The sequence below is a fragment of the Peribacillus sp. NPDC096540 genome (assembly GCF_050278525.1).
Taxonomy (GTDB): Bacteria; Bacillota; Bacilli; order Bacillales; family DSM-1321; genus Peribacillus.
The window spans coordinates 63059-76406 of sequence record NZ_JBNNTG010000012.1 but is presented as its reverse complement, the minus strand read 5'-3'; the positions used below and the strand labels follow the sequence as shown (position 1 = coordinate 76406).

The window sequence follows — 13348 nt, the reverse complement described above, 5'->3', positions numbered from 1 at the left end:
TCACCTCAGTTTTAAACCACTTGAATTTGCTTGTCCTTTTCTTCCTTGTTTTTTTCTTTATATTCATTCAAACCGATTACGCCTAATTCACGATCCTTTTTCTCTAATTCTAAAGCCTTCGGAACTGACAGCCAATAAGCCAGACCGATTCCGATAACACCAGCAGATAGCTTCCCTACAATGATAGGTAAAATTAAGGAAGGTTGAAAATTTGCCGTGAAGGATAAGTGATCCCCTAATAAGAAGGCAGCACATACTGAGAAGGAAATGTTAATAACCTTATCCTTTGGCGGCATATCTTTAATAAGTTTGAACATCGCTAATATATTGGCAACCGTGGCTAGAATTCCTGCACTCCCCTCCTTGCTCAATCCTACTTTTCCACCCATTGCTTCAAGCGGCTTGCCTGCATATTTTTGAATCAGGTAAATCATCGGAAAAGCACCTGCAAGCATTATTCCGATATATCCTGCCGTCTCCAGGGCACGGAACTGATCCGCCTTATCTGCCATGATTGGATGAAACCCCCAAGCACCGAATACATTAGAAAACAGCCCAGTGAAAATTTCTACAATCGAGAACACTAATACGAGTTTAATCCCAGCATCCATTATTCTCCCAAACCACATAAATCCTTTAATCATCATATCTGGTAAGAAATAAAGACCTAATGCAAGCAATACGACAAAAATAAGAAGCGGCGAAAGATTCAAGGCAATTTTCAAATAGCTTAATGTGAATGCATATGTAGAATCCGCATTTGTAGAAATCACTTCGCGTATCTTTGAGTTCGTTGCAACGACTAGTACGCTTGAGATAAAGGCACCTATCGGAATCGTCAAAATTCCGGACATGACGCCAAGTGCCATATATTTATGATCACGTTTCTCTAGCATTGCCAACCCCATCGGAATCGAAAACACAATCGTTGCCCCAGACATGAAACCAACAATCATCGCCATGATCCAGCCTTCATATGTCTCCTGCAGTTGGGCTGCTAATTGGTAACCACCCATGTCAGTTGCCAAAATCGATGTGGCAGCGAGGGCAGGGTCTGCGCCTATCGCGGCGAAAATCGGGCCGCACACTTTATCAATGAACCATGATAAATAAGGAATCGACGCCATAATTCCAGCTGCAGGAATGAATATATGGCCAACGGTATGCAGCCCCTCCATAAATTGCTTGCCCAAGCCTTGCTCACTATCTTTAATGGACGCAAAAGCACCTAGCACTGCACAAGTCATAATGATATAAATAACGAAATTCCCAACCATCTCCATACGTTTTCCCCCCTGAATTATGATTTGATTTTGCATTTCAACTAGAAAAAGAATATAAAAAAAGACGCATCGTATAGCCCAAAATGAGGTTTTTCCGTAGAAGTTTCTACGATACAACAATTTGGTCTATCAAAGCGTCATTGCTTCATCTATTTACTTGTTTTTGATCATTTATTATTATTAGCTGTGCAACTTTTTCAATCGAAAGTTGCTTATTCATACTCAACCTTCGTAGCTTGTTATACGCGATTTCTTCGTTTACATTCTTCCTCTTCATGATAATTCCTTTTGCTTTTTCAATGGCTTTACGATTGTGGAGGGTTTCATCCAATTGAGCCATTTGTTCCTGATACTTTTTTGTATTCTCAGCTTGCAGTAAGGCAATCTCTACCGCCGGGATAAGACTTGCTTCGGTAATTGGCTTTACAAGATATCCTACGATATTGGCTCGTTTCGCCTGGTCGATATATTCACGCTGGCTAAATGCCGTTAACAAAAGGACCGGAATCTGAAAAGTGTTAGAAATCACTTCACTCGCCTTGAGTCCATTCAGTTTAGGCATTTTTATATCCATTAAAACGAGATCGGGTTGCAAAGTATGTGCCAGCTCAATCGCCTTCTCACCATCACGTGCCTGTCCAACCACATCGAATCCCGCATCCTTGAGCATATAAGTAATATCAAGCAGAACAATCGATTCATCTTCCACGACCAAAATCCTCTTGCCCATGTCTCACCTACCTATTGTATGGAAATCTTATGGAAGCCACAGTACCTTCCGTGATTCGACAAACCGAAAATTCTCCATCCAAATCATTCTCGACCGTCATGCGGATAATATCTAATCCTAATGAAGGCTTAGCTACCGGAGAATAACCAATGCCATTATCCAAAACTTGAATCTCTAATTCAGAACCATCCCTTTGAAAACACACGGTAATCTTTCCTGCCGTTCTTCCCCTAAAAGCATGCCTCACACAATTATAAATGAGTTCATTCGCCACCAACGCAACAGATACAGCTATATCGGAGTCAATGGAATGAAGCTCACCTATATATTCAATACTTAGGTTCTTACTTTCTTGATTCTCACTAAACACAATCATATCACCGATTTTTTTTATGAGCTCCAGTAAATCTACATGATCTACATGGCTACTAGCCAAAATGATTTCATAAACCGACGATATGCTTAATACTCGGTTTAAACTGACCAATAAATGAGGTTTACTTTCTTCGGGAACCCCCATCCTCATCTGCAACCGAAGCAAACTAGCAACCGTTTGCAGATTATTTTTCACTCTATGATGAATTTCACGAATCGCAACTGACTTACTAATCAGCTCTCTTTCTTTTTCCCGCAGTTCAGTCATATCCCGGAAGATGATAAATGCTTCCTTAGATTTCTTGCCGCGTATATGAAATTTCTTTACCTGAAAAATTTTCTTCCCAATGTGCAGCTCCTTCATTAAAATCTCTTCAGTTGAAGCGAGTACATCAGCAAAGCTAGGAAAATAGTCCAAAATGCTGGTACCTAGCACACATTCTGTCAAACAAATATCCGTTACTAGATTAATAGCCGCCGGATTAGTATAGACAATTTGATTATGATTATTAATCAGGAATATAGACTCTTCAATAAATTCAGGTACTAAAGAATTTTGTTCATCCTGTCTTTCAAAAAAATTTGAAGTTTGGGGCTCTTCTTGAATCGCCTTCTCCATAATCAATACGGCAATGACACGACTGCATTCCCCTCTAACCGGAACAACACTTTGTTGGACCATGACTCCCTCTTGAGTCAATGCACGATTCACAAACATTTCCTTTCCGGTGCGTAATACATAAAATACTGCCGGCTCGAAGGCTTCATAAGCGATCCTACCAACAACCGAATAATTATAAATCGACTTTACAGAATGTGCGCTTTCCTCTGCCACGACAATGGCATGCTTTCCTTCCCGTACCGGACAGTCAATAAAGACATTGGCTTGATTCAAATTAGCAATCAATGTTAGATTATTCGACAGATTTTCAAGGATGCGAATATCCTTATCTATTAAGTTAGTATGCATTTCACATAATTCTCGGACCGAAGATGTCTTCTCCATAGGCAAAACTCCAATAAAAGTTTAATCACGGATATTATTATTGATTATTATAGATAACGCTTACATTTTTGTCAATATTCAAAATATTAACATGTTATATATCCTAACATTCTAAAAATATTTCAATGGAAGCATAACACTAAGTAAATATCATACTAACGTAGCTTTAGTTATTAAATCCGCGAGCTGTTCTGCTATAGCTCAACCAATTCCTCTTGATGAACCTGTGACCAACGCAACCTTTCCATCTAACCGATTATTCATTAATTTCCCTCTCATACTAGAATTCAATTCCACACCAAAACTTATTAGTCCATAGTTTACCATCTTTTCTTCACTACAGTTGCTTTCGTTCTATAACTCCTCTGATTCTTCGTTCAATAAATGAAGATTTATAAGTGCCTATCCCCATCAATGCTCATGAATTACTCCACTTCTGGTTATAGTAAAGAAGAAAATAACTGAGGAGGTTTTATCCATGAAAAGTTCAGAAGAATTCGTAGAGAATATTCAAGAACAGCAAAAAAAAGATGCAGCTAATAAGCGTCGTCAAGGTAACGGCAACCCCGCCCAGAAATTACCGAATAAAAAACATTAATAAAGCAACACATTGCATTAGCCACTCAAATCTTCATAATTATTCTCCGCTCCTATTTTAGGGCGGGGAATTTTTCGTTCAGAGGAATTCTTTTTCTGGTTCATCGCTTCTATTTCTTTTGAAAAGTTCTCTTCTATCTCCTTTTTATTTCCATACAGAAAGAGCTTATCTCCAAGTTGAATTTTATGTTCATATAACTCTTTCCTAATTTTCACTTCTCCGCTTTCGATAAACAAGATATTGATGTCTACTCCTCTCGATACGATATCGAAAGTATTAACGTCAATGAACTCAGAGCCCTCATTTATATCAATCTGCATAACAACGTCTTCATTTTCTAAAAATAGAACATCTTCTATCGGGTGTTCCCACAATTCATAATGATTGTGCATTTCGCTATGCATTTTATTCGATAATCTATTATTTAGGAATGGTGTTCTAACGATAATAGTCAAGGTCGCCATTATCCCAATAATAATACTTAACTCCATTAAGCGTAGATCATCTGTAAGCATTGTACTAATGGATGAAATAATAACAGCGAGAGAAAACGCTCCAAATAAAATTAAAAACATGCTTATTTTTCTTCGAATAGGATGATCAATAATAGACTTAGATTCGTCAGTAGTGAACCCAGTACCTGTTAGCATGGAGATAACTTGAAATCTAGCTACGGTGTTCTTTAACCCAGTCAGTTTTAATAAGGTAACCGATATTTCAATAACAAGACCAATGATCATAAAATAAAGCACGATAAACACTACATTCATCATAATGATTACTACCTCCATCCATCTTTCGTCATTTATGGTTTACCCTAATCATTCTAAAAAAAAATCTCATCTTAATAGTTACATCTGATTTAGAGTATGGGATTCATGCGAATAACCAGCGTGAAATAAAAAAACACAGTAGAATTCATTACTGAATCCTACTGTGTTTTACTTACCTCTTTATGATCCTGTTAAGCAAATGGGGATGTATTTTTCCGTTCAATATTTATTCAACCTATTTTAATGTTGCTGAATTCTTCTAACTTGTATCGGAAATTCATTTATTGGCTCTAAAATCCTTGCATCGGGTATCCTCCGGGCTAGCCTTGACCTCCAGGCATCATCGGGTATCCTCCCGGCTGACCTTGACCTCCTGGCATCATCGGGTATCCTCCCGGCTGGCCTTGACCTCCTGGCATCATCGGGTATCCTCCAGGCATCATCGGGTATCCTCCTGGCTGACCTTGACCTCCTGGCATCATCGGGTATCCTCCCGGCTGACCTTGACCTCCTGGCATCATCGGGTATCCTCCCGGCTGACCTTGACCTCCTGGCATCATCGGGTATCCTCCTGGCTGACCTTGACCTCCTGGCATCATCGGGTATCCTCCTGGCTGGCCTTGACCTCCTGGCATCATCGGGTATCCTCCTGGCTGACCTTGACCTCCAGGCATCATCGGGTATCCTCCCGGCTGACCTTGACCTCCTGGCATCATCGGGTATCCTCCTGGCTGTCCTTGACCTCCACCCATCGGAAATCCTCCTGGCTGACCTTGACCTCCACCCATTGGAAATCCTCCCGGCTGACCTTGACCTCCTGGCATCATCGGAAATCCTCCTGGCTGGCCTTGACCTCCACCCATTGGAAATCCTCCTGGCTGGCCTTGACCTCCACCCATCGGAAATCCTCCTGGCTGGCCTTGACCTCCACCCATCGGAAATCCTCCTGGCTGGCCTTGACCTCCTGGCATTGGAATTCCTACGGGTCGATCAAATTCACCAAACCCTTCCGTCATAGGGGCCCCATTGAAACTTCCAAATTCACCATAGTTTTGTGTTGTATATTCCATTTTTCTTTCACTCCCCATCTAGGTTACAGTCTAGAATATGAATGTTGAGCGAAAGAGTGCAGGTAAAATGGCTTTCTCAAATGGTCTTCAGCAACAGCCTCTTTAATAGTGGTGTAAAATGCTCTGGCAATTCAGCTACACTTGGAATCATCAGCCGTTCTTTGCCATAGATGTTTTTCATCGTCAATTCTTCACTTTCATCAACGCTTCCATCCGCTAAAAACATGCCAATGATTTCGATTCCTTTTTTTCGGGCTTCGGATACGGCAAGATGTGTGTCGACGATTCCATTTTGGTCATAATCGGCTGCGGCCGGTTCACCATCGGAAAATACGAGCAAGAAGCGATTCTTTTCTCTCCTTTTTTCCAATTCTTTTGTTGCAACCCTGATACTGTAGCCGTCTCGGTTGTCTTCCTCCGGTTCAAGCTGCATGATTTTTGCGCCTGAGTTTTGATAAAACGAATCAGAATGGGATTGGATCACGTGGAAGTAATTCGGCTGATAGCCTTCTTTCACCTCATTTGCATCCTCCCAAAAGCCGACAATCGAGTGAGGAATTCTTAATTTTTTCAGCACTTCATGAAACAGGACAATCCCTCGTTTCGTTTCATCCATCTTGTTATGCATAGAGGCCGAGCAATCGATCAATAGTGTGAACACGGCATCCATTTCATTGGAGTCCCTATTCTTTTTGTAAAAGACCCTTGGATTTTCGTCCAGTACAAGCGGCAGTAATTTCTTTGATAAGCGGCCATAGACCAAGTCTTTTCTTGGTGCATTCTTTTTATTTTCGAGTGTTTTCTCAATCGTACTTGAGAGTTTTCTCTTGAACGGTTCTATATCTGCAACAAACTCGCGATAACGTTTTTCCTCAATAGGAGTGGGTATTTTTGCTTCTTTAATTATCTGAACGACGTCTTTATTTTCTTCGCCAAATGGATGTTCACCACTTTTTCCGATATTCGTTTGCTTCTTTTCGAGCGTTTCCTGTTGCTTGTATTCCTTTTGTTCACTTTCTCCTGACGAGCCTTGAATCGAGGCAAGCGCCTGGTCAGCATCTTCCGCTTCCCGAGCTCCGCCTCCCATCAAGCTTGTTTTCGTTCCTTGTTCCAATTCAAACTGAAGGAAGGTCGAATTATTCTCGCCATTTTTATTCTCACGATGCCATGTCGAGAATTTTTCATCAATAAACTCACTATTCTCTTCACTTACATTTTCTGTGTCATCGTTCACCAGTTCATCATTTCTTGTTAGTTCATCAAATAAAGTATTCTTTGTATACTTCTCCACATTAGCAACGGGAAATATGAAATATTCATTCATCGTATCCTGATACTCATCATTTAACCGAAAAACGATTTGTTCACAAATTCTAGTGATATCACTCGTTTTTGTTGCTTCAAAGACCGAATGAATAAGTGGTTTAATTTTTTCCAGTTTCTCTAATTGGCGTTCATTAGCTCTCGGAAAAACAGGATCGGGCCTATCTGAATGAATTAGTAAATAAATGAGGCAATACAGTTCGTCTAGCGCAAAGCTTCTTGTCACATTTGTTGCTAATTGGCTTTCGAAATATTGTTTAAGGTAGGTTCCCCGTACAGAGAACCACTTTTTCGTGCCAGGGCGTTCTTTTTTCACCAATTCCTCCAGACGCAGATCTTCAAATATGGTGAATAACTGGGCAGCAAACTTTGGCAGCGAGCTTTCTTCTATGATGTCCTGGTACTCTTTCATGCTTCGGATTGTAGAATGATGCAGCGTCCCAATTGTTCTAAGCAGGACATCCGTTTTCAATCCAGCTTCTTTTACCTCCTGATTCCCATTTTCCCAAAAATGGCTGGCTGTGACCTTAGTCTGAATCAAATCGATAAAGGAACCATAATTATATTCAAATTCCAGGTCAGGAATACCTGATAAGACAGTCGATAGATCCTGCAGCTGCAAAAAAAGGGCCGTATCAATTATTGAATCATTGAATCGAATATACTTCATGCGGCATTCTCCTAGTTAGAATAATGTTTCGGCCAAATTCTTCACAAACTCCCGCTCTCGTTCCTCGTCCAACTTATCCACGATGGAGCGAAGAATCGCACGTTTCGGGGGAATCAATACACTGAGGTCACAGGCATCAAGCAAAGCCCGAATTGATGCAGCATCTTCAGCTACTTTTCCTTGATTAACGGCGTTTATCAAGTCACCTGACAGTTTGACGAACAATTCGATACTTCTTGAATCCTTTAACTGTGTATTCGTTTGAATCAATTGCTTTAACTGCTCTCCTTCGATATAAGGAACCTCGATTACGACAAAGCGGTTTTTCAGCGCTTCATTCAGCGGTACTGTACCGACATAGCCCTCATTTATTGCAGCAATTACGTTAAAACCATCTTTCGCAGTGATGACTTCGTTCGTGAACGGGTTCGTTATCGTCCTCCTGTAATCGAGCACCCCATTGATTAACGGCAGTGTTTCCGGCTTCGCCATGTTGATTTCATCTATGGATAAGAAATGTCCGTGATTCATCGAATTGATCACAGGACCTGGAACGAATTCAATCACTTGTTTTTCCTCTTTGTAAGCAAGCGTCTTGAAACCCAATAAGCTTTCAGCATCTAAATCGACTGAGCAGTTGACACTGAACATCGGTTGGTTAAATAAATTCGATAACGTCTCGGCAAATTTCGTCTTCCCAGCCCCTGTCGGTCCTTTCAAAAGGATGTTCTTCCCCATACTTAAGGCTGTAATGGCATCCACCATCAACTCCATCTCAGGTGGCAGATATCCACCTTTCCTTATCAGCTCCTCAAATTGAGCAGAATTTTTTTTATTTGTATGTAAAATATTCGCTATTTCTTTTGGTAAACGATTTATCATTGTCTCCATACACCCCTTTTTCATCATTTTAAGGCTCTTTACCTATAAAAACAAACACAAACAAAAAGAGCCGTCACTAAAGACAGCTCTAAGAGTAATCATTTACATTTCATGTTTTGAAGCCTATTTTCATAAAGTGAATAACGAGGCTTAATACACTTCTTTGGGATTCCTTTTCATTAAGCTTATCGCATAGCCTAATACACCACCAAAAATAGCTGGAATCACCCATCCTATCCCTACTTTATATAATGGAAGAAATTCGGTGAAAAAGTCCGAAATAGAATAAATATTAACACCGGCAGCCATTAATCCGTCCAAAATACTGACGATGGCTGTTAATAATAAACTCCCCAAGTATACCTCGGATTTTCCTTTGAAAAAGGAATGCAAGAATGTTAAAACAATTAAAACGATGGCCACTGGATAAATCGCGGTTAACACAGGCACTGTAATCGATATAAGCTTGGTTAAACCTACATTGGCAACAGCTGCACTAAAAACTGAAAAAATAACAACAAATGATTTATACGATACAGCAGGAGTTACTTTATTGAAATAGGAAGCACAAGCTGTTATCAAGCCTATACTAGTAGTTAAACAAGCTGCGATTACAATTAATCCTAATAGTACTGCGCCTGCAGGACCAAAAAAATAATTCGAGGCTTGCGCTAGAACGTCTCCACCATTCCCTAGATAACCAAGTTTTTCAACACTTGTTGCTCCGACATAAGTTAGAGCAGTATAAACAATTACTAATAGAGAAGCTGCTATAAGGCCGGCTTTCGTACAGAGACCTAAAACTTCTCTTCTTGAAGTAATTCCTTTATCTTTGATTACATTAAGGATAATAATACCAAATGCAAATGCAGCAAGCGTATCCATAGTTGAATATCCTTCTTTGAAGCCTTTAAAAAACGAATTATCTGAATAATCTGTAACAGGAGATTGCATTTCCCCCATTGGATTTGCAATTGCCACTACAATAAGAATCCCAATAAAAATCAATAATAGTGGAGTTAGAATTTTTCCGACAATATCCAACATTTTCGACGGGTTAATAGATAATAAACAGGCAAGTCCAAAGTATATGACCGTAAATATTAACAAAGGTAAAAAGCCAACTTCATCTGGAAGGAAAGGTTTAATCCCTATTTCATAAGACACACTTCCCGTTCTTGGAAGAGCGAATAACGGCCCAAGCGATAAATAAAGAACGGCTGTGAAAATAAAACCAAACATCGGGTGCGCTCTGCTTGCAAGCGACTGCACATCACTTGTACCTGAAAAACCAAATGCCAATATTGTAATAAATGGCAATCCAACTCCTGTAATGATAAATCCTGAACTAGCAGACCATAAATTGGTCCCGGCGGATTGACCGAGCATAGCAGGGAATATTAAGTTTCCTGCACCAAAAAATAGAGCAAAAAGCATTAATCCTGTAACAATAACAAAAGAAAGTGGTGCTTTCTTTGACATTTTGAAGCCTCCATTAATTTGATTCTCTTAACGAAAGAAAAGAGGTGTTGTACATCTAATTTTGATTTAAAAGTGAAATGAACTACGGTGTAATTGACTTATTCCGCTTTTCATGTATCCAAACTTAAACACAACACCCCTTACTATAAAATGCACTAGAACGTTTGTCAAAAATTATTTCTTAATTATTCGGAAAAATCTTTCATTTCCTTTCCTCTTTATTAAAATGAGAGATGAAAAAGTAGTTTATATAGCGATTAAACGTAGTGAGCTATAAAATAGGTATAGCTCATTTCTCAAAATAAATATTTTAATATTCATTAATTTTCAATAACGAAAAAAATTAGAAAGGGGTTAAAATTGAAGACGGAAAAAGAAAAAATGGTGAATGGAGAATTATATATTGCAGCGGACCCAGAGTTAGTAAAAGACAGAGAGAACGCACGAAGGTAACCCGACTATATACAATCAGACAACGGAAACCGATGAGTGTAAAAGAACTGAACTTCTGAAGGAGCTTTTTGGTTTCATAGGGAAAAAGATATATATTGAACCCACTTTTCGTTGTGACTATGGGTATAACACTACCGTAGGGAAAAACCTTTATGCGAATTTTGATTGTGTCATCTTCGATATTTACGAAGTCCGAATAGACACGCATCCACTAGATCGATTCGAACGCAGTTCAGGTGTAGAATACAGAAAGCCCGTAACAATTGGAGACCATGTTTTGATTAGAGGCAGATCCATAATCAATCCCGGAATTACGATAGGGAATCATGCTGTTGTTGCTTCGGGCGGTGGTTGTAGGTGTAAACCCAGCGAAGATCATCAAATATATCGAAGGAATTAAATAGCAGAGCGCATTCGCTTCTGAATGGCTCTACCTCTATTTTCTTATTTAAATTGTTTTTAACGCTTGAGGAATTGGTGTATCCCCAGTTATTAAATCAAAGGAACGGTTATAAGTGTGTTCTTCGATTAATGAGGCCAGAATCGTTTTAGCCACATCTTCCCGTGCAATCGTCCCTCTTTCCAGTTCCTCACCTGCGGTTACATTTCCTGTGCCCGGTTCGTTCACAAGTCCGCCTGGCCGGATGATGGTATACGTTAAACCGCTTTGTAACAATGCTCTATCTGCATAGTGTTTAGCCACATAATATGGTTTGATAGCTTCATTCCAGTTTTCCCTATTATTCGCTTGAAAGGCACTAACCATGATGAATCGGTTGATTCCTAGGTTTTCTGCCGCTTCAATCGTTTTAACAGCACCGTCTAAATCAACCAAAAGCGTCTGATCTGCTCCTGTGCTGCCTCCAGATCCAGCCGTAAATACGATTGCATCGCACCCTTTTGCCGCTTTTTCAATCTCATCCACTGTTCCCGTTAAACTTACGATTACAGATTCGACTCCGATTTTCTCATAATACTTCCTCTGTTCTTCTTTGCGAATCATTGCTCGTACACTATGTTCCTGGCTATCTTTTAGCAAATCAACCAGGTATTTACCGATCTGCCCATTTGCCCCAACTACGAATACTTTCATAAAAGTCAGCTCCCATAATGGTTAGTTTGGTTTCTGTATTTAATTATTTCATGTCGAAAGATCATTATCAAACAATCAGCCCATCCTTCTAACCATTTGGGTCCGTTCATTTTGCATCGTCATATACTGGAAATAGTTTGCAATCACATTTGTATATTTTATAATAATTAAAATAAGTGTTATTTATAACACAAAGGGGAGGTGTAAAGATGGCAATAAGACTTTTAATGCCACCTTCTGCAGCGTCTCATGCAAAGCCTAGTATTGGAGGCGATACTTTGCATGGGGTAAAATTAATCTAAACTAACATCGCCCAGCTTATCATTTCTTAATATTTGGCTTTGCACCTTATTTCATTCTTAAAAAAGAATAAGGGGCTGGCAGAAATGAAATATGTAAAAGCAACGACTGTTTTACCTGAAAAGCTTATTGTGGAAATTCAAAAGTATATACAAGGTGAAACCATATATATCCCTAAACCGGAAACGACCTATCAAAAGTGGGGAGCCTGTTCAGGATCAAGGAAATACATTGATGACAGAAATGCTTCTATTAAATATGCATTTAAAAAGGGGCATACGATTCATCAATTAGCGGAGGAACATTTTCTCTCCATAGAAACCATCAAAAAAATCGTTTATTCTAAATAGGTAATAAAATGGTAGCGCTGATAATATTATCAGCGCTACTCATATGTCGAGTATGTTTCTTAGTCGTTTTCTACCTTTCAATGTTGTTGCAAATTCTGTAAAGTAAATAGAAACGGTACCAAGTTTAAAATGTATCGTAGCAACATGAACAGGGGTGAAAAAATGGAACCTTTTATCAGAAGTGAGCAATATAACTTTATTAAGTCTCAAACTCAGATTCTCATAAATGGACACGCGACTGCGAACGATAGGGATGTTATTCATACCCTAAAAACAGTCGCAAAAGAAAGAGTGTTAGGCTTATTCAATGAATTGAGTGAGCAGCAAAGGCAATTATTAGACCCAGTTGATACCATCAAAGAGCCTGCACAAGCTGAATTGTTTCTATTGAAGATAAAGCCATTTGTGATTCCTTTTAAAGAAGTGACCGAGAAAACGATCAAAAAGCTATTTCCTAAAGCAAAGAAGTTAAAGAATCCTATGTTAGAGAACTTAGATTTGAGAGAGATTTCATACTTGGGATGGGATGATATCGGCTCAGGAAAGAAATTCATCATAGCACCTCATCACAAAAAGATATTGGGGTTGCAAGGGACAATTAAACCTTCGAACAAAAAAGGTATGTGTGCAATATGTAGTCGATTTGAAGAAATAGGAATGTTTATGTCCGAAACAAAAGGGACAGTACAAGGTACATTCATTAAAAAAGGTAATTATATTTGTTTGAATAGCTTAAAATGCAATCAAAACATCACCACATTGGATAAATTAAATGATTTTATCGAACGAATAAAGTAGATGGTATCCGAATAAAAAAAGTTCCACTTAATTTTACCATCCAATTGGACTCTTTACTCGTGAGTTTTGCTCCTTTACTCGTGAGTTTTACTGATTTACTCGTGAGTTTTGTTCCTTTACTCGTGAGTTTTGCTGATTTACTCGTGAATTCACAAAACAGAA

At 39.2% G+C, this 13348-nt stretch carries 12 protein-coding genes and 1 pseudogene; 4 read left to right on the top strand and 9 right to left on the bottom strand.

Features of this window, described 5'->3' with window-relative positions; translation table 11 throughout:
- Positions 1–11: 11 nt before the first annotated feature.
- The 3 genes from eutH to ACQKMR_RS12775 form a co-directional block, all read right to left on the bottom strand.
- On the bottom strand, positions 12–1283 hold the full coding sequence (gene eutH / locus ACQKMR_RS12785) for an ethanolamine utilization protein EutH (RefSeq protein WP_427697619.1): 1272 nt from the start codon (positions 1281–1283) through the stop codon (positions 12–14).
- 145 nt (positions 1284–1428) lie between these two features.
- Positions 1429–2013, bottom strand: a complete 585-nt coding sequence (locus ACQKMR_RS12780) for an ANTAR domain-containing response regulator (protein ID WP_427697618.1) — start codon at positions 2011–2013, stop codon at positions 1429–1431.
- Between the two features lie 7 nt (positions 2014–2020).
- Positions 2021–3394: a sensor histidine kinase gene (locus ACQKMR_RS12775; protein WP_427697617.1), complete on the bottom strand. Its 1374-nt coding sequence runs from the start codon at positions 3392–3394 to the stop codon at positions 2021–2023.
- 478 nt (positions 3395–3872) lie between these two features.
- Between ACQKMR_RS12775 and ACQKMR_RS12770 the strand changes: the two genes are divergently transcribed.
- On the top strand, positions 3873–3992 hold the full coding sequence (locus ACQKMR_RS12770) for a DUF4023 domain-containing protein (RefSeq protein ID WP_053347866.1): 120 nt from the start codon (positions 3873–3875) through the stop codon (positions 3990–3992).
- Positions 3993–4009: 17 nt separating this feature from the next.
- On the opposite strand, the gene ACQKMR_RS12765 is transcribed toward ACQKMR_RS12770, so the two are convergent.
- The 5 genes from ACQKMR_RS12765 to brnQ all read right to left on the bottom strand — a co-directional run bounded on the left by ACQKMR_RS12765 (position 4010) and on the right by brnQ (position 10192).
- Positions 4010–4765, bottom strand: a complete 756-nt coding sequence (locus ACQKMR_RS12765; protein ID WP_427697616.1) for a TrkA C-terminal domain-containing protein — start codon at positions 4763–4765, stop codon at positions 4010–4012.
- A 320-nt stretch (positions 4766–5085) separates the two neighbouring features.
- Positions 5086–5835 (bottom strand): hypothetical protein, encoded by a 750-nt coding sequence (locus ACQKMR_RS12760; RefSeq protein WP_427697615.1) that lies wholly within the window; start codon positions 5833–5835, stop codon positions 5086–5088.
- 76 nt (positions 5836–5911) lie between these two features.
- Positions 5912–7828 carry a vWA domain-containing protein gene (locus tag ACQKMR_RS12755; protein WP_427697614.1) on the bottom strand — a complete coding sequence of 639 codons (1917 nt, stop codon included), beginning with the start codon at positions 7826–7828 and terminating at the stop codon, positions 5912–5914.
- Positions 7829–7843: 15 nt separating this feature from the next.
- Positions 7844–8710: an AAA family ATPase gene (locus ACQKMR_RS12750; protein WP_427697613.1), complete on the bottom strand. Its 867-nt coding sequence runs from the start codon at positions 8708–8710 to the stop codon at positions 7844–7846.
- Positions 8711–8860: 150 nt separating this feature from the next.
- A complete protein-coding gene (gene brnQ, locus ACQKMR_RS12745; RefSeq protein ID WP_427697612.1) occupies positions 8861–10192 on the bottom strand; it encodes a branched-chain amino acid transport system II carrier protein in 1332 nt (443 codons plus the stop codon).
- 360 nt (positions 10193–10552) lie between these two features.
- On the opposite strand from brnQ, the pseudogene ACQKMR_RS12740 reads away from it, so the two are divergent.
- Positions 10553–11049 (top strand): annotated as a pseudogene (locus ACQKMR_RS12740) (maltose acetyltransferase domain-containing protein).
- A 44-nt stretch (positions 11050–11093) separates the two neighbouring features.
- Here the strand turns inward: ACQKMR_RS12740 and ACQKMR_RS12735 are convergent.
- Positions 11094–11738, bottom strand: a complete 645-nt coding sequence (locus ACQKMR_RS12735) for an SDR family oxidoreductase (RefSeq protein ID WP_427697611.1) — start codon at positions 11736–11738, stop codon at positions 11094–11096.
- A 386-nt stretch (positions 11739–12124) separates the two neighbouring features.
- Here ACQKMR_RS12735 and ACQKMR_RS12730 point away from each other — a divergent pair, with 386 nt between their 5' ends.
- Together ACQKMR_RS12730 and ACQKMR_RS12725 are read left to right on the top strand one after the other, a co-directional pair.
- Positions 12125–12388 (top strand): CD3324 family protein, encoded by a 264-nt coding sequence (locus ACQKMR_RS12730; RefSeq protein ID WP_340451137.1) that lies wholly within the window; start codon positions 12125–12127, stop codon positions 12386–12388.
- Positions 12389–12550: 162 nt separating this feature from the next.
- Positions 12551–13186, top strand: coding sequence for a FusB/FusC family EF-G-binding protein (locus ACQKMR_RS12725; protein ID WP_427697610.1), 636 nt, complete (start codon positions 12551–12553; stop codon positions 13184–13186).
- Positions 13187–13348: the final 162 nt, after the last annotated feature.